This is a genomic window from Gordonia sp. Z-3, from assembly GCF_036233855.1.
Classification (GTDB): Bacteria; Actinomycetota; Actinomycetes; order Mycobacteriales; family Mycobacteriaceae; genus Gordonia; species Gordonia tangerina.
Genome location: NZ_JAZARS010000003.1, coordinates 232,353 through 249,382 on the forward strand (window position 1 = coordinate 232,353; position 17,030 = coordinate 249,382).

General features: G+C 67.0%; 15 protein-coding genes and 1 riboswitch. All 15 genes read left to right on the top strand.

The features are described 5' to 3' along the window. Window positions 1-11 precede the first annotated feature (11 nt). The 15 genes from rpe to ppc all read left to right on the top strand — a co-directional run bounded on the left by rpe (window position 12) and on the right by ppc (window position 16,919). Complete coding sequence (rpe, locus tag VX037_RS04710; protein ID WP_235722067.1) at window positions 12-710, top strand: ribulose-phosphate 3-epimerase; 699 nt, start codon at window positions 12-14, stop codon at window positions 708-710. Between the two features lie 49 nt (window positions 711-759). Next, window positions 760-1,755 (top strand): bifunctional diaminohydroxyphosphoribosylaminopyrimidine deaminase/5-amino-6-(5-phosphoribosylamino)uracil reductase RibD, encoded by a 996-nt coding sequence (gene ribD, locus VX037_RS04715; protein WP_328713391.1) that lies wholly within the window; start codon window positions 760-762, stop codon window positions 1,753-1,755. Window positions 1,756-1,846: 91 nt separating this feature from the next. Beyond that, a riboswitch (FMN riboswitch) is annotated at window positions 1,847-2,005 on the top strand. A gap of 67 nt (window positions 2,006-2,072) precedes the next feature. Then, a complete protein-coding gene (locus tag VX037_RS04720; RefSeq protein ID WP_235722065.1) occupies window positions 2,073-2,762 on the top strand; it encodes a riboflavin synthase in 690 nt (229 codons plus the stop codon). 35 nt (window positions 2,763-2,797) lie between these two features. Next, complete coding sequence (locus VX037_RS04725; RefSeq protein WP_235722364.1) at window positions 2,798-4,096, top strand: bifunctional 3,4-dihydroxy-2-butanone-4-phosphate synthase/GTP cyclohydrolase II; 1,299 nt, start codon at window positions 2,798-2,800, stop codon at window positions 4,094-4,096. Next, window positions 4,093-4,581, top strand: coding sequence for a 6,7-dimethyl-8-ribityllumazine synthase (gene ribH, locus VX037_RS04730; protein WP_235722064.1), 489 nt, complete (start codon window positions 4,093-4,095; stop codon window positions 4,579-4,581). Before VX037_RS04725 ends, ribH begins: the two co-directional genes overlap by 4 nt. Beyond that, the gene (locus VX037_RS04735; protein ID WP_235722063.1) at window positions 4,578-5,066 is read left to right on the top strand and encodes a PH domain-containing protein; all 489 of its coding nucleotides are present in this window, start codon (window positions 4,578-4,580) and stop codon (window positions 5,064-5,066) included. The genes ribH and VX037_RS04735 overlap by 4 nt, the downstream gene beginning before the upstream one ends. Before the next feature lie 21 nt (window positions 5,067-5,087). Beyond that, a complete protein-coding gene (uvrC, locus tag VX037_RS04740; RefSeq protein WP_266062190.1) occupies window positions 5,088-7,196 on the top strand; it encodes an excinuclease ABC subunit UvrC in 2,109 nt (702 codons plus the stop codon). Then, window positions 7,180-8,112 carry an RNase adapter RapZ gene (gene rapZ / locus VX037_RS04745; protein WP_266062192.1) on the top strand — a complete coding sequence of 311 codons (933 nt, stop codon included), beginning with the start codon at window positions 7,180-7,182 and terminating at the stop codon, window positions 8,110-8,112. Before uvrC ends, rapZ begins: the two co-directional genes overlap by 17 nt. Then, window positions 8,109-9,158, top strand: coding sequence for a gluconeogenesis factor YvcK family protein (locus VX037_RS04750; protein ID WP_272492736.1), 1,050 nt, complete (start codon window positions 8,109-8,111; stop codon window positions 9,156-9,158). The genes rapZ and VX037_RS04750 overlap by 4 nt, the downstream gene beginning before the upstream one ends. Window positions 9,159-9,289: 131 nt before the next feature. Then, complete coding sequence (whiA, locus tag VX037_RS04755) at window positions 9,290-10,267, top strand: DNA-binding protein WhiA (RefSeq protein ID WP_235722362.1); 978 nt, start codon at window positions 9,290-9,292, stop codon at window positions 10,265-10,267. A gap of 162 nt (window positions 10,268-10,429) precedes the next feature. Next, window positions 10,430-11,449 (top strand): type I glyceraldehyde-3-phosphate dehydrogenase, encoded by a 1,020-nt coding sequence (gene gap, locus VX037_RS04760; RefSeq protein WP_235722060.1) that lies wholly within the window; start codon window positions 10,430-10,432, stop codon window positions 11,447-11,449. Between the two features lie 31 nt (window positions 11,450-11,480). Further along, the gene (locus VX037_RS04765) at window positions 11,481-12,692 is read left to right on the top strand and encodes a phosphoglycerate kinase (RefSeq protein WP_235722059.1); all 1,212 of its coding nucleotides are present in this window, start codon (window positions 11,481-11,483) and stop codon (window positions 12,690-12,692) included. Next, window positions 12,689-13,477, top strand: coding sequence for a triose-phosphate isomerase (gene tpiA, locus VX037_RS04770; protein WP_328713469.1), 789 nt, complete (start codon window positions 12,689-12,691; stop codon window positions 13,475-13,477). The genes VX037_RS04765 and tpiA overlap by 4 nt, the downstream gene beginning before the upstream one ends. A gap of 182 nt (window positions 13,478-13,659) precedes the next feature. Beyond that, on the top strand, window positions 13,660-13,893 hold the full coding sequence (secG, locus tag VX037_RS04775) for a preprotein translocase subunit SecG (protein ID WP_235722058.1): 234 nt from the start codon (window positions 13,660-13,662) through the stop codon (window positions 13,891-13,893). A gap of 173 nt (window positions 13,894-14,066) precedes the next feature. Then, on the top strand, window positions 14,067-16,919 hold the full coding sequence (gene ppc / locus VX037_RS04780) for a phosphoenolpyruvate carboxylase (RefSeq protein WP_266062195.1): 2,853 nt from the start codon (window positions 14,067-14,069) through the stop codon (window positions 16,917-16,919). The last annotated feature ends 111 nt before the right edge of the window (window positions 16,920-17,030 follow it).

Here is a 17,030-nt window from a genome sequence, read left to right on the forward strand (position 1 = left end):
AATCTGTGCTCATGTGTGCCACCGGTGCCCCGATGATCGCCCCGTCCATCCTCTCCGCCGACTTCGCCAACCTGGCCGCCGAGGCGCAGGCCGTCGGCGGGCCGGGCGCCGACCGTGCCGACTGGTTGCACGTCGACGTGATGGATGCCCACTTCGTGCCCAATCTCACACTGGGGCTGCCAGTGGTGGAGAGCCTGCTCAAGGCCACCGACATCCCGCTCGACTGTCACCTGATGATCGAGAATCCGCAGCGGTGGGCGCCGCCGTACGCCGAGGCCGGCGCCCACAATGTGACGTTCCACGCCGAGGCCACCGACGACCCGCTCGCGGTTGCCCGGGATATCCGCGCCGCCGGCGCCAAAGCGGGGCTGAGCATCAAACCCGGCACACCACTCGAGCCGTACCTGGAGATCATCCGCGACTTCGACACCCTGCTCATCATGAGCGTCGAACCGGGCTTCGGTGGGCAGAAGTTCATGCCCGAGGTGCTCGCCAAGGCGCGGGCGATCCGCAAGGTCATCGACACCGAGGACCTGCGCCTGCTCGTCGAGATCGACGGCGGGATCAACGCCGACACCATCGAACAGGCCGCGGAGGCGGGCATCGACTGCTTCGTCGCCGGATCAGCGGTCTACGGCGCCGACGACCCGGGGGCGGCCGTTGCCGCGCTGCGCGACCAGGCGCTCGCCGCGCGCACGACGCGCGCCTGACGACGTGGTGGCGAATCGTCGGCCGACAGACGTCGACATCGCTCGCGCGATGCGAATGGCGATCGACGAATCGGCGGCCGCGCAAGGTGTCAGCTCGCCGAACCCGCCTGTCGGTGCGGTCATCCTGGACCGCGACGGCACCGTCGTCGGACGCGGGCACACCCAACCGCCCGGCGGTCCGCACGCAGAGGTGATGGCGCTGCGAGCGGCGGGCGCCGCGGCAAAAGGTGCCACCGCCGTGGTCACCTTGGAACCTTGTGATCACACCGGACGTACCGGACCCTGCACGGCAGCCTTGATCGATGCGGGTGTGGTCGCCGTGCATTTCGCGGCCGAGGATCCCAACCCGGCGGCAGCCGGGGGTGCCGCGACCTTGCGGGCGGCGGGACTGACCGTGGCGGCGGGCGTCGAGCGTGCTGCCGCGGAGTCGGGGCCGTTGCGGCCGTGGCTGTTTCGTCACCGCCACGGCAGGCCGCTGGTCACCGTCAAGCTCGCCTCCACCATCGACGGCAGGATCGCGGCGCCCGACCAGACGAGTCGCTGGATCACCGGCGAGCAGAGTCGACGGCGTGTGCACGCACAGCGAGCACGGCTCGACGCCATCGTCGTCGGTACCGGAACAGTGCTCGCCGACGACCCGGCGCTGACCGCCCGCACCGACGACGGGGCGTTGCTCCCGCATCAGCCCAGTCGAGCTGTGATGGGCCGGCGCGCGATCCCGGTCGGTGCGCGGGTCGCCGACGGTATCGCGCCCCTGCATCACATCCGCAGCCACGACCCGGCGGCCGTGCTCGACGCGCTCGACGAAGCGCTGTGGGTGCTGGTGGAGGGCGGTCCGTCGATCATCGGTGCTTTTCTCGCCGCGGGACTCGTCGACGAGATCGATGCCTATCTCGCACCCATGGTGCTCGGCGGGGGCGCCGCGTCGGTGGAGATCCCGGGGATCACCACCCTGACCGATGCGCACCGGTTCTCACTCGCCGCGGTCGACACCCTCGGCGATGACGTGCTCGTGAGGCTGACCCGCACGGATGACGCGGTCTGACCGTCGCCGGCGTCAGCCGACGGGTCCGCGCTCTCATGCCGCACAGGGACGCCGCGTGCCGTCGCGGGTCAGTGCGTGCTAATTTCGATGTCAGAGTTCTCGGGGCGGGGTGGAATTCCCCACCGGCGGTGATGGCGTACTCATACCTCGTGAGGATGCCGAGCCCGCGAGCGCCTGCCCTCCGGCAGGGACAGCAGATCCGGTGTGAATCCGGAGCCGACGGTCATAGTCCGGATGTGAGAGAACCGGGCCGGCCAGTGCCTGCCCTCCTTCTCACATCGCCGTATGCACCGAGCGAGTTGTGAGGAGTACACACCGTGTTCACCGGCATCGTCGAGGAGCTCGGCACGATCGTCCGCCGAGACGACCTGGCCGACGCGGCCCGACTCACCGTCCGAGGCCCCCTGGTGACCAGCGACGCCGGCTTCGGCGATTCCATCGCCGTCAACGGCGTGTGCCTGACCGTCGTGGAGCATCAGACCGACGAGTTCACCGTGGACGTGATGGCCGAGACGTTGCGTCGCAGTTCGCTCGCCGACCTGACTGCCGGCAACCACGTCAACCTCGAACGCGCGATGGCGGCCGGCGGCCGCTTCGGCGGCCACATCGTGCAGGGCCACGTGGACGGGGTGGGACGCATCCTGTCGGTGACCCCGTCACAGAACTGGACCGTCGTACGGATCGCGGTACCCACCCAACTCGAGCGCTACATCGTGGAGAAGGGATCGATCACCGTCGACGGCGTCTCACTGACCGTGTCGTCGATCTCCCAGCCCGCAACCTCCGAGCCCGGAACCTCGGGGCCCTGGTTCGAGATATCGCTGATCCCCACCACATTGCAGGAGACCAACCTCGGGGCGGCGGCCGTCGGCGCCCCGGTGAACCTCGAGGTCGATGTGATCGCCAAGTACGTCGAACGTCTCCATCCCGCTCTGCAGGAGGCGCACTCCCCGCCGGCGCAACCGGTGGGCGACACTGGTGGACGAGACGGATCGGCGGCGGAGTAGACATGATCAGCAGTGCAACGGTAGGTGGTGAGGGCATGACGGGTCCGGCAGATCCGGCGGTTCGTGAGAAGGTGCGTTTCGACTCGGTCGAGCGGGCCATCGCCGACGTCGCCGCCGGCAAGGCGGTGGTGGTGGTCGACGACGAGGACCGTGAGAACGAGGGTGACCTGATCTTCGCGGCCGAGAAGGCCACGCCCGAACTCGTCGCCTTCATGGTTCGCTACACCTCCGGTTACCTGTGCGTCCCGCTGGCAGGCGACGATTGCGATCGGCTCGGCCTGCCCCCGATGTACTCCATGAACCAGGACAAACACGGCACCGCCTACACAGTGACCGTGGACGCCCGGGAGGGGATCGGCACAGGCATCAGCGCCGCCGACCGTGCCACCACCATGCGGTTGCTCGCCGACCCGGCCAGCAGCGCCGTTGATTTCACGCGACCGGGCCACGTCGTGCCGTTGCGCGCCAAGGAGGGGGGCGTGCTGCGACGGCCGGGCCACACCGAGGCCGCGGTGGACCTGTCGCGGCTGGCCGGACTCGCGCCTGCCGGCGTGATCTGCGAGATCGTCAGCCAGAAGGACGAAGGGTCGATGGCGCAGACCGACGAATTGCGGGTCTTTGCCGACGATCACGATCTTGCCCTCATCTCGATCGCCGACCTGATCGCCTGGCGTCGGCGGCACGAGAAGCACGTGGTCCGCGTCGCCGAGGCCCGGATCCCCACCCGGCACGGTGATTTTCGCGCTGTCGGCTACTCCAGTATCTACGACGACGTCGAACACGTCGCGCTGGTGAAGGGCGACGTCACGGGCCCGGACGGAGCCGGCCACGACGTGCTGGTGCGGGTCCACTCCGAGTGTCTGACCGGTGATGTCTTCGGCTCCCTGCGTTGCGACTGCGGGCCACAGCTCGATGCGGCGATGGAGATGGTCGCTGCCGAGGGCCGCGGCGTGGTGCTGTACATGCGTGGTCATGAAGGCCGCGGCATCGGACTGCTACACAAATTGCAGGCCTACCAGCTTCAGGACTCCGGTGCGGACACGGTGGACGCGAACCTGCAGTTGGGGCTGCCCGCGGACTCACGCGACTACGGGCTCGGGGCGCAGATCCTGGTTGACCTCGGCGTGAGTTCGATGCGCCTGCTCACCAACAATCCGGCCAAACGCGTCGGTCTCGACGGCTACGGACTACAGATCGTCGACCGGGTACCGATGCCGGTCCGCGCGAACTCCGAGAACCTGCACTATCTGCGTACCAAGCGCGACCGGATGGGCCACGACCTGGTGGGACTGGAGGACTGGGTGGAGCGCAACGATGAGGCGGATCCGGCGTGAGCGGACACGGTGAGCCGACACTCGACCTCGCCGATGCGAGTGTTCTGCGGCTGGCAATAGTGTCCTCCCAGTGGCACGACACCATCTGCACTGCACTACTCGAGGGCGCGCTGCGGGTGGCGGAGTCCCATCACGTCGTCGACCCCACCGTGGTCCGGGTGGCCGGGGCGATCGAACTGCCGGTCATCGTGCAGGCGCTGGCACGCACCCACGACGCCGTGGTCGCGCTGGGTGTGGTGATCAAGGGGGAGACCCCCCACTTCGAGTACGTCTGTGACGCTGTCACCGCCGGGTTGACCAGGGTGTCGTTGGATGAGTCCACGCCGGTGGGCAACGGGGTGCTGACCACGCTCACCGAGGAGCAGGCATTGGCCCGAGCGGGCCTGCCGGACTCGAAAGAGGACAAGGGCGCCCAGGCCACCACAGCGGCACTCGCATCAGCGCTGACCCTGCGTGCGCTGGCTCGGGGCGAGTCGCTGGGATGAGTGCGGACACAGCCGTGGAGTGGGACCTGATCTACCGTCCCCGGCGGATGCCGCGGATCGCGATCGCGGCGGCCGCGGTGGTGCTGGCCATCCACATCGTCTTCGCCGCGCTGCTGACCATCTCCGACACCGGCGTGCACATCGGTGGCTCCGACCAGCTCGGTCTCGCGCTCATCGGGGTCGTCGAGGCCGCCGCCATCCTGCTGTTCACTCAGCCACGGCTGCGGGTGGGTCCGTCGGGTGTCGCGGTACGCAACTTGGTGGGTGAGCGCCTGTTCGGCTGGGATCGGGTGCGCGGCATGACCTATCCGGACAAGGGCTTCTCCGCACGGTTGTTGCTGCCCGACGACGAGCACGTGCCGGTTCTCGCGGTGCAGGCAGCCGACGCCGATCGCGCGGTGTCGGCCATGAATTCGTTTCGTGAGTTGGCCGAGCGCTACGGCTCGGACTCCGGCGGCGAGATGGGTCCGGTCGAGCAGTCGTAGGCACCGATTAGCCTGGACTGTGTGGCAGACCCGTCAACCTATCGCCCCGCCGCGGGCAGCATCCCGACCGAACCCGGGGTCTACAAGTTCCGTGACGCACACGGCCGGGTCATCTACGTCGGCAAGGCCAAGAATCTGCGGTCGCGCCTGACGTCGTACTTCGCGGACCTGACCGGGCTGCATCCGCGCACTCGCCAGATGGTGACCACCGCCGCGGCAGTCGAGTGGACCGTGGTCGGCACCGAGGTGGAAGCGCTGCAGCTCGAGTACAACTGGATCAAGGAATTCGATCCCCGGTTCAACGTCCGCTATCGCGACGACAAGAGTTACCCGGTGCTCGCGGTGACCCTCAACGAGGAGTACCCGCGGTTGTTCGTCTACCGTGGCCCGCGACGGCGCGGGGTGCGCTACTTCGGGCCCTACTCGCACGCCTGGGCCATCCGCGAGACCGTGGATCTGCTGACCCGCGTGTTCCCGGCCCGCACATGTTCGACCGGCGTCTTCAAACGCCACCGACAGATCGACCGGCCCTGCCTGCTCGGGTACATCGACAAGTGTGCGGCGCCGTGCGTCGGGCGCGTGACCGCCGAGCAGCACCGTGAGATCGTCGACGACTTCTGCGACTTCCTGGCCGGCCGCACCGATCAGATGATCCGCCGACTCGAGCGTGAGATGACCACCGCTGCCGACGAACTCGACTTCGAGCGGGCCGCTCGACTGCGTGATGACGTGGGCGCGATGCGGCGCGCGATGGAGAAGCAGGCAGTGGTCCTCGGTGACGGTACCGACGCCGATGTGGTCGGCATGTCCGGGGATCAACTCGAGGTGTCGGTCCAGGTCTTCCACGTTCGCGATGGCCGGGTCCGTGGCCAACGCGGATGGGTGGTCGAGCGGTCCGACGACGATTCCGCCGGTGAGGAGGTCGGGCAGTTCCTGACCCAGTTCTACGGTGCCCAGGTCGATCTCGACGCCACCGTCGAGATCGACGACGACCGTGCGCACGGCGAGTCGATCCCGCGCGAGGTGCTGGTCCCGGCGCTGCCCGACGATCACGCGGATCTCCAGCAGTGGTTGTCGGATCTGCGGGGCAGCCGGGTGGACCTGCGTGTGCCGCAACGCGGTGACAAAAAGGCGCTGTTCGACACCGTGACGCGCAACGCCGCCGAGGCACTGGCGCAGCACAAGCTCAGGCGTGCCGGCGACCTCACGACGCGGTCGGCCGCCCTGACCGAGCTACAGGAGACACTCGGCCTCGACCAGGCGCCGCTGCGAATCGAGTGCGTCGACATCTCCCATGTGCAGGGCACCGACGTCGTGGCGTCGTTGGTCGTGTTCGAGGATGGCCTCGCCCGCAAATCTGACTACCGGCACTACTCGATCCGGCACGCTGCCGGAGACGGCCGCTCCGACGACGTCGCCTCGATCGCCGAGGTGACCCGACGGCGATTCCTGCGGCATCGGCAGGATCAGGAGAGTCCGATCACCTCCGCGGTGGACCCCGATACCGGTCGCGCCCGCAAGTTCGCCTACCCACCAAACCTTTTCGTGGTCGACGGTGGTGCGCCGCAGGCGCACGCCGCCGCCACGGTGCTCGACGAGCTCGGCGTGACCGACGTCGCGGTCGTCGGACTGGCCAAACGGCTGGAAGAGGTGTGGATTCCGGGTGATGATGAACCGGTGATCCTGCCGCGGACGAGCGAGGCGTTGTTCTTGCTCCAACGCGTGCGCGACGAGGCGCACCGCTTCGCGATCACCTTCCACCGCAGCAAGCGCAGCAAACGCATGACCGAATCCGTTCTCGACGGTGTGCCGGGGCTCGGTCGTACCCGCCGCACGGCGCTCGTCACGCATTTCGGGTCGGTCGCCCGCCTGCGCGAGGCGTCTCTGGAGGAGATCTCGGGGGTCCCGGGAATCGGGTCGGCGACCGCACGAGCCGTCCGAGCCGCACTGGCCCAGGATGCGGCACCCGACCCCGCGGTGTCGGATCCCGCTGGGGCCGATCACGATGGGCCAGACCCTGCGGTGCGCGACCCTGCTGGGCCGGAGCACGCCGGCGCGGGAGCTGCAACAACTCAACGCGAATCGACGGAGCAACGAGTGGAGGAGACGACCGGTGATCGACCCACCTGACGCCGAACCGACCGCCGAGACCGGCAGAGAGGCCACGGACCTCACCGTCCTGTTCGTCGCCGGTCTGTCGGGGGCCGGCCGTTCCACCGCCGCAAACGTGCTCGAGGACGACGGGTGGTACGTCGCCGACAACGTGCCGCCGTCGTTGATCGCGACAATGGTGGAGATGGTACGCGAGAGCGACCCGACGATCTCGCGCCTGGCGATGGTGATCCGCGCGTCCGACGACGAGATCGGCGGTCAACTCGACGATCTCCGCAAGTCACTGGAAACGTCCGGCGCGCGCACCAAGCTGCTGTTCCTCGACGCCAGTGACCATGTCCTGGTGCGCCGCTTCGAACAGGTGCGGCGACGCCATCCGTTGCAGGGCCGCGAGACACTTGTCGACGGCATCGCCCGCGAGCGCGCCATCCTGGCGCCGATCAAGAACTCCGCCGACCTTGTCGTAGAGACATCGGCGCTGACCGCAGCCAAACTGCGCGAGGTGGTGGAGGGGGTGTACCCGCACGACACCGACAACCGCCTCAGCGTGGCCGTGCAGTCGTTCGGATTCAAGTACGGTCTGCCGATCGACTCCGACTACGTGGCCGACGTCCGGTTCCTGCCGAACCCGTATTGGATCGCCGACCTGCGGGCGCAGAACGGTCGTGATGACGAGGTCCGGGACTACGTGCTCGGTCAGGACGGTGCGGGTCGTTTTGTGGATCTCCATCTCGAGATCGTGGCGGTGGTGGCTCCCGGATACCTGCGAGAAGGCAAGCGGTACATGACGATCAGCATCGGGTGCACCGGCGGCAAACACCGCAGCGTGGCGATCTCGGAGGAGGTCGGCCGTCGGCTCGCGGCGGCGACCGACACGCACGGCACGCCTTGCTACGACGTGCGGGTGATCCATCGTGATCTGGGGCGCGAATGAGTGCCCCGCAGGAACCCGCGGCGCGCGACATGCGGATCGTGGCGCTCGGCGGGGGGCACGGTCTGTACGCGACGCTGACGGCGATGCGCTATCTGAGCCCTGATGTCACGGCAGTGGTCACTGTCGCCGACGATGGTGGATCGTCGGGACGGCTGCGCGCCGAGTTGGGCGTCATCCCGCCTGGTGATCTGCGAATGGCATTGTCGGCGTTAATGTCTGCGCCGGCTGCGCTGGCCGACAGGGTAGACGGACCCACCCCGCACGGCCCGTCGGCACACGAACTGTGGGCGAGTATCTTCCAGCATCGATTCGGCGGTCGGGGAGCTCTGGCGGGTCACCCGGTCGGCAACCTGCTGCTGGCAGGCCTGACCGAGGTCACCGGGGATCCGGTGGCGGCGCTCGACGAGCTCGTCGCCGTGTTCGACATCGATGGCCGCGTGCTGCCCATGTCGGCGGTGCCACTCGACATCGAGGCCGACGTCTCCGGGCTGGAGAGCGACCCGCGCATCAGCAGGTGCATCCGCGGGCAGGTCGCGGTCGCGACCACACCCGGAAAGGTCCGGCGGGTCCGTCTGCTCCCGGCAGACCCGCCGGCGTGCCCGGATGCCGTCGAGGCGATCCGCGAGGCAGATCTGGTGGTGCTGGGCCCGGGGTCCTGGTTCTCCAGCGTGATCCCGCACGTGCTGGTACCCGAGCAGCTCCGGGCGCTGCGGGAGACCCGCGCGCGGCGGATGCTGTTCGTCAACCTGGCACCCGAACCCGGTGAGACGACCGGATTCTCGGTGGAACGCCACCTCCATGTGCTGCACGCCCACGCCGACGTGTTCCAGGTCGACGACATCGTGGTCGACGCGGCCTCGGTACCCGCCGGGCGTGAGCGGGATCACCTGATCCGGGCGGCTGAGTTGTTCGGCGCACGCCTGCACGTAGGTGACCTCGCAATACCTGGTCGGCACGTGCACGACCCGGAGAAAGTCGCCACTCTGGTGAAGCAACTGTGCGAAGGTGAATTGAGTCGATACGCTGTCCGAGCGCAAGAATCGTGAGTGAGTCGTGTGCACCGGCGACGGCGTTCGGAGCCGACGCGGTGATCACCGGGGATGGGTTCAATGCTCCTGGCGTGCCACGGCGCGACCCGGACAGAAGAACCGTGACAGGAGGGCAGGGACCGGTGGCGATGACCGCGGCGGTGAAGGATGAGCTTTCACGTCTGACCGTGACCCAGGTGAGTTGCCGCAAGGCCGAGGTGTCGGCGCTGTTGCGATTCGCCGGCGGACTGCACATCGTGGCGGGGCGGGTGGTGGTCGAGGCGGAGGTGGACCTCGGCAACGTCGCGCGACGGCTGCGGCGGGAGATCTTCGACCTGTACGGCTACAACTCCGACGTCCACGTGTTGCGTAGCGGCGGTCTTCGAAAAGGTGCCCGCTACATCGTGCGGGTCACCAAGGACGGTGAGGGTCTGGCGCGCCAGACCGGACTGCTCGACCTGCGTGGCCGACCGGTCCGGGGCCTCCCGGCTCAGGTCGTCGGCGGCAGCGTCGCCGACGCCGAGGCCGCGTGGCGCGGTGCCTTCCTGGCCCACGGTTCGTTGACCGAGCCGGGTCGCTCCTCAGCACTCGAAGTCAGCTGCCCCGGCCCCGAAGCGGCCCTCGCGTTGGTCGGCGCGGCCCGCCGGCTCGGTGTGTCCGCGAAGGCACGTGAGGTGCGCGGAGCCGACCGGGTGGTCATCCGGGACGGGGAGGCCATCGGTGCGTTGTTGACCCGCATGGGTGCCAACGACACCCGGCTGGTGTGGGAGGAGCGGCGCATGCGTCGCGAGGTCCGCGCAACCGCCAACCGCCTCGCCAACTTCGACGATGCCAACCTGCGTCGTTCGGCTCGGGCCGCCGTCGCGGCGGCCGCCCGGGTCGAGCGGGCCCTCGACATCCTGGGCGATGAGGTGCCCGATCACTTGGTGGCCGCCGGCCAGTTGCGCATCACCCATCGGCAGGCCTCCCTGGAGGAACTCGGTCAGCTCGCCGATCCGCCGATGACCAAGGATGCCGTCGCCGGGCGCATTCGACGATTGCTGTCGATGGCGGACAAGAAGGCCCGCACCGACGGCATACCGGACACCGAATCGGCCGTGACCTCGGACCTGCTCGACGACGCCTGAGCGCAGTCGAACCCGCGTGTCGGGCGATTCGTACCCATCGCATGCTGTTCGGTGAGCCTCCTACTAGGCTGAGGTGGGCCACGGGTGATGTTCACCATCGTGAATGTCGCCCCTGTTTGCGGCCGCAGGCCTTGATGATGAATACCGCTAAGGAGCACAACAGTGACTGTTCGGGTAGGCGTTAACGGATTCGGCCGGATCGGCCGCAACTTCTTCCGCGCCGTGGAAGCACAGAAGGCTTTGGGTACCACCGACATCGAGATCGTCGCGGTCAACGACCTGACCGACAACGCGACACTCGCTCATCTGCTCAAGTTCGACTCCATCCTCGGCCGCCTCCCGGAGGACGTCAGCCTCGAGGGTGAGGACACCATCGTCGTCGGCGACAAGAAGATCAAGGCGATGGCGATCAAGGAGGGCCCGTCGGCACTCCCGTGGGGTGATCTCGGCGTCGATGTCGTGGTCGAGTCGACCGGCATCTTCACCGACGGCACCAAGGCCAAGGGGCATCTCGACGCCGGTGCCAAGAAGGTCATCATCTCCGCGCCCGCCAAGAACGAGGACATCACCATCGTGATGGGCGTCAACGACGACAAGTACGACGGCAGCCAGAACATCATCTCCAATGCTTCGTGCACCACCAACTGCCTCGGCCCGTTCGCCAAGGTGCTCAACGACGAGTTCGGCATCGTCTCCGGCCTGATGACCACCGTGCACGCCTACACCCAGGACCAGAACCTGCAGGACGGCCCGCACAAGGATTTGCGCCGCGCCCGCGCCGCCGCGCTGAACGTGGTCCCGACCTCCACCGGTGCGGCCAAGGCCATCGGCCTGGTGCTGCCCGAACTGCTCGGCAAGCTCGACGGTTACGCCCTGCGCGTGCCGATCCCGACCGGCTCGGTCACCGACCTCACCGCGATCCTGGAGAAGTCCGCGACCGCCGACGAGATCAACGCTGCGATGAAGGCTGCTGCCGAGGGACCGCTCAAGGGCATCCTGAAGTACTACGACGCGCCGATCGTCTCCAGCGACATCGTCACCGATCCGCACTCGTCGCTCTACGACGCCGGCCTCACCAAGGTCATCGGCAACCAGGTCAAGGCTGTCTCCTGGTACGACAACGAGTGGGGCTACTCCAACCGCCTGGTTGACCTGACCGGTCTCGTCAGCAAGTCGCTGTAATCGCCCTCGAGTCACTAGGAGCAACGCCACCATGGGCGTACCCACACTGAAAGACCTTCTGGAAGAAGGCGTTTCGGGTCGGGGAGTGCTGGTCCGGTCGGATTTCAACGTTCCGCTCGACGGAACCACGATCACCGACCCGGGCCGCATCCTGGCCTCCCTGCCGACCTTGTCGGCACTGGTCGATGCCGGTGCAAAGGTCATCATCACCGCGCATCTCGGTCGTCCGAAGGGCGAACCGGATCCGAAGTTCTCGCTGGCCCCGGTGGCCGAGCGACTCGGCGCCGAACTCGGCCGCAACGTGCAGTTGGCCGGCGATGTGGTCGGAACCGATGCGCTCGCCCGGGCCGAAGGCCTCACCGACGGCGATGTCCTGCTGCTGGAGAACGTGCGTTTCGATCCGCGCGAGACCTCCAAGGACGAGACCGAACGGGAAGCGCTGGCCAAGGCGCTCGTCGAGTTGGTCGGCGACGACGGTGCCTTCGTCTCCGATGGCTTCGGTGTGGTGCATCGCAAGCAGGCGTCGGTGTACGACGTCGCGAAGCTCTTGCCGCACTACGCCGGCAAGCTCGTGGCGGCCGAGGTGGACGTGTTGTCCAAGCTGACCCACGAGGTGGCGCGGCCGTATGCGGTCGTCCTGGGCGGGTCGAAGGTGTCGGACAAACTCGGCGTCATCGAAGCGCTGGCCCCGAAGGTCGACACCCTGGTCATCGGTGGCGGCATGGCGTTCACCTTCCTTGCCGCGCAGGGACACTCGGTGGGCAACTCGCTGCTGCAGGAAGATCAGATCGACACCTGCAAGGGCCTGCTCGAGCAGTTCGGTGACGTGATCCGGCTGCCGGTCGACGTGGTGGTGGCCGACAAGTTCGCCGCCGACGCCGAGGCGAAGACGGTCTCCGTAACAGAGATCCCGGAGGGGTGGATGGGTCTGGACATCGGACCCGAATCGGTCAAACGTTTCACCGCGGTGCTCTCCGGAGCCGAGACGGTGTTCTGGAACGGGCCTTCGGGCGTGTTCGAGTTCGAGAAGTTCGCATCGGGTACCCGCGGGGTCGCCGAAGCGATCGCGGCGACCACCAAGGGCGGCGCGTTCACGGTTGTCGGCGGCGGCGACTCGGCGGCCGCCGTGCGCACCCTGGGTCTGCCCGACAGCGATTTCTCGCACATCTCGACCGGTGGCGGGGCATCCCTGGAGTATCTCGAGGGCAAGGAGCTGCCCGGACTGAAAGTGCTGGAGAGCTGATGGCGCGTACACCGCTCATTGCGGGCAACTGGAAGATGAACCTGAATCATCTGGAGGCCATCGCGCTCGTCCAGAAGATCGCGTTCGCCTTGCCCGCGAAGTACTTCGACAAGGTCGATGTGACGGTCATCCCGCCGTTCACCGACATCCGGAGCGTCCAGACCGTCGTGGACGGCGACAAGTTGCTGCTCACCTATGGTGCGCAGGATCTGTCGGCACACGATTCGGGGGCATATACCGGTGAGATCAGCGGTGCCTTCCTGGCCAAGCTGGGGTGCACCTATGTCGTCGTCGGACACTCCGAGCGTCGCACCATGCATGCCGAGACCGACGAGGTCGTCCTGGCCAAGACCAAGGCGGCGCTCAAGCACGGCCTGACGCCGATCGTGTGCATCGGTGAGGGTCTCGACATCCGGGAGGCGGGCGAACACGTCGCATACAACGTCACCCAACTCAAGGGGTCGTTGGCGGGTTTGTCGGCCGAGGAGATCGGCAAGGTGGTCATCGCGTACGAGCCGGTGTGGGCCATCGGCACGGGGCGAGTGGCCAGCGCGCAGGACGCCCAGGAGGTGTGCTCGGCCGTGCGGGGTGCACTCGCCGAAATCTCGGACGATGCGACCGCAGACTCGGTTCGGGTGCTGTACGGCGGCTCGGTGAACGCGAAGAACGTCGGCGACATCGTCGGCCAGACCGATGTCGACGGAGCCCTCGTCGGCGGTGCGTCGCTGAAATCCGACGAGTTCGCGACATTGTCGGCCATCGCGGCCGGCGGGCCACTGCCGTGACGGCTCCTGCTCGCAAGCTCCGGGCCTCCTGAGGGCGGCAGGGGTTGGTTCCGCTGACCCCCCTCACCCCATTCTCTGAGCACCGGCGACGAGCGCGTAGACTGTGGCAGGTTGTGCGGAGTTCGACGCTCCGCGCGACCTGCCACAGTTGCTTTGCACCGACCGAACAGGACTGACTACACGTGAAGCTCGCACTCGACATCGGATTGGTCATCACCAGCGTGTTGATGGTGGTGCTGGTGTTGCTGCACCGCGGTAAGGGCGGTGGCTTGTCGTCGCTGTTCGGTGGCGGTGTGCAGTCGAGTCTGTCCGGTTCGAGCGTCGTCGAGCGCAACCTGGATCGGCTGACCGTCTTCGTCGGCATCATCTGGTTCATCTTCATCATCGGCATCGGAGTCGACATCAAACTTTCCTGACGATCAGACGTCGAAACATTCGGCGACCCTGCCTTTCCGCATCAGTGCGGAGGTATGGGTCGCCGTTTTCGCGCTGACCGCGCCCGCCACGGTGCCCGATACCGGCCGCCGGGCCGACGCGCCCCGACGCGCCCCGAGATGACGCACCGTCTGAATACCGGGATACTGACCTCATGAGCGAATCGATCTCGTCTGAGTCCACTCGGTCCGCCGGAGCGCCTGCGTGGCGTCCCACGATGACAATCGCCGACCACATCATCATCGACGACGAGGGCCGCGCTCTCACCGAGCCACTGCGTGAGGACATCCGCCTGCTCGGCGGCCTGCTGGGTGACATGGTTCGCGAACACTCGGGCGACGAGGTCTTCGATCTGGTCGAGAACGCGCGGATCGCCGCATTCCGCATCCGTCGCGCGGAGATCGATCGCGACACCCTCGCCGACATGTTCGCCGATGTCGACCTGTCGGTTGCCATGCCCGTGATCCGTGCGTTCTGCAACTTCGCCCTGCTGGCCAATCTCGCCGAGGACATCCACCGCGAACGGCGGCGCGCCATCCATGTGCGAGCGGGCGATCCGCCCCAGGACAGCACCCTGGCGGCAACCTACGCAAAGCTGGCCGAAGCCGGGCTGACCGATGCTCAGGTGGGCAAGGCGCTGGCGGACGCGACGGTGGTGCCGGTCATCACCGCTCATCCGACCGAGACGCGCCGCCGCACCGTGTTCGAAGCTCAGAACCGCATCACCGAACTCATGCGTTTCCGCAGCCGGACAGAACTGACGCCGGCCGAAGAGGCCGAGGTGCTCGAAGGCCTCCGCCGGCAGATCCTGACCCTGTGGCAGACGGCGCTGATCCGTCTCGAGCGACTCAACATCAAGGACGAGATCCGCTCCGGCCTGCGGTATTACGACGCCTCCTTCTTCGAGGTGGTACCCAAGATCAACACAGGTGTCCGTGCGGCGCTGCGCAGCGCGTACCCCGACGCCGGGCTCGACGACGATCCGATGCTGCGGATGGGTTCCTGGATCGGTGGCGACCGCGACGGCAATCCCTTCGTCACCGGGGAGATCGTGGAGATGGCCACCACCCTCGCGGCGCGTACGGCCATCGGTCACCACTTGTCGGAACTGCGCCTGTTGGCCGAAGAACTGAGCATGTCGACGCGCCTCATGTCGCCCGACGACCGGATTTATGAACTCGGGGGAGTCGACCGGGCCGATCCCGCAGCCGACGAGCCGTTCCGACTCGCCTTGGGCAAGATCCGATCTCGTCTCGTGGCCACCGCGGTCCACATGTTCGGTGAGGAGGTCATGAAGGCATCGGATCTCTTCGAGCTCGACGGGGCCGAGCCGTATTCCGACGCAGACGAACTGCTCGCCGAGCTGGACATCGTGGACGCCGCGCTGCGATCCACCCACGACGACATCATCGCCGACGACCGCCTGCTCATGCTGCGAGAAGCGGTCCGTACCTTCGGTTTCAACCTATCCGGCCTGGACATGCGGCAGAACTCCGACATGCACGAAGAGGTCGTTGCCGAGTTGCTCGCATGGGCCGGCGTGCACCCGGACTATGCCTCACTCGACGAGGCGCAACGGGTGGAGATCCTGACACGCGAGCTCACCGCACGACGTCCGCTCACCCGACTGGACGCGGAGCTCAGCGAGCTCGCGACCAAGGAACTCGACATCGTGCGGGCAGCCGCCAAGGCCGTCAATATGTTCGGCCCCGAGTCGGTGCCGAACTACGTCATCAGCATGTGTACGTCGGTGAGCGACATGCTCGAGCCGATGATCCTGCTGAAGGAAGCCGGATTGATCGATCTGGATCCGGAGACCGGAAAGCTGTCGTCGTCGGTGCGTATCGTGCCGCTGTTCGAGACCATCGAGGATCTGCAGCAAGGGGCCGAGACACTACTGGCGGCACTCGACATCCCCCTCTATCGCGACCTCGTCGAAGGTCAGGCCGGTATGCAGGAGGTGATGCTCGGCTACTCCGACTCGAACAAGGACGGCGGGTACATGGCCGCGAACTGGGCGTTGTACCGCGGCGAACTCGACCTGGTGGAGGCGGCCGAGAAGGCCGGAATCCGACTGCGACTGTTCCACGGACGTGGTGGCACCGTCGGGCGCGGTGGTGGCCCGAGTTACGACGCCATCCTCGCGCAACCGCCCGGAGCCGTGCAGGGTTCTCTGCGAATCACCGAGCAGGGCGAGATCATCGCGGCCAAGTACGCCGAACCCGTCCTGGCCGAACGAAATCTGGAGACCTTGCTGGCAGCGACCATAGAGTCGTCGCTGCTCGATGTGGAAGGACTCGGCGACGAATCCGAGGACGTCTACAGCAACATGGACGAGATCGCGGCCCTCGCACGTTCCGCCTACAGCAAGTTGGTTCACGAGACGCCCGGCTTCGTGGAGTACTTCACCACGTCGACACCGTTGTCGGAGATCGGCGCGCTGAACATCGGCAGCCGGCCGGCGTCGCGTAAGCAGACCGAGAAGATCTCCGATCTGCGGGCCATCCCGTGGGTGCTGTCCTGGACGCAATCGCGGGTGATGCTGCCCGGGTGGTACGGCACCGGTTCTGCCTTCGAACAATGGGTGGGCGACGACGAGAAGCGTTTGGAAACCTTGCGCCGCTACTACGAGACCTGGCCGTTTTTCCGCACCGTCATATCCAATATGGCGCAGGTGCTCGCGAAGTCCGATATGGGACTGGCGCACCGCTACGCCCAGCTCGTCGAGGACGAGGACCTACGCGACACGGTGTTCGGGATGATCGTCGACGAACACGAACGCACCATCGCGATGTGCGCGAAGATCACCGGTACCGAGGACCTGCTGTCGGACAACTCGGCGCTGAAACGCTCGGTGTACAACCGGTTCCCGTATCTGGAGCCGCTCAACTTGTTGCAGATCGAGCTGCTGCGCCGGTTCCGTGCCGGTGACGACGAGCCACGGATACGCCGCGGGATCCAGCTGACGATGAACGGCCTCGCCACCGCCCTACGCAACTCGGGCTAGTCCCCGGCCCGTCGACTGGGCGCCTTTCCCGTCGATTGGGCACTGATTCTTGTTGACTGGGCGCCCCGACCGGCGCAGGCGGTTCCCTCGCGCGGAATGCGGGAGTCGGTT

Excerpts from the sequence above, each read along its gene's own strand:
- ppc (WP_266062195.1), top strand. The coding sequence starts at position 14,067 with ATGAGCGAATCGATCTCGTCTGAGTCCACTCGGTCCGCCGGAGCGCCT.
- VX037_RS04725 (WP_235722364.1), top strand. The coding sequence starts at position 2,798 with ATGACGGGTCCGGCAGATCCGGCGGTTCGTGAGAAGGTGCGTTTCGAC.
- whiA (WP_235722362.1), top strand. The coding sequence starts at position 9,290 with ATGACCGCGGCGGTGAAGGATGAGCTTTCACGTCTGACCGTGACCCAG.
- rpe (WP_235722067.1), top strand. The coding sequence starts at position 12 with ATGTGTGCCACCGGTGCCCCGATGATCGCCCCGTCCATCCTCTCCGCC.
- VX037_RS04750 (WP_272492736.1), top strand. The coding sequence starts at position 8,109 with ATGAGTGCCCCGCAGGAACCCGCGGCGCGCGACATGCGGATCGTGGCG.
- ribD (WP_328713391.1), top strand. The coding sequence starts at position 760 with ATGCGAATGGCGATCGACGAATCGGCGGCCGCGCAAGGTGTCAGCTCG.
- VX037_RS04765 (WP_235722059.1), top strand. The coding sequence starts at position 11,481 with ATGGGCGTACCCACACTGAAAGACCTTCTGGAAGAAGGCGTTTCGGGT.
- VX037_RS04735 (WP_235722063.1), top strand. The coding sequence starts at position 4,578 with ATGAGTGCGGACACAGCCGTGGAGTGGGACCTGATCTACCGTCCCCGG.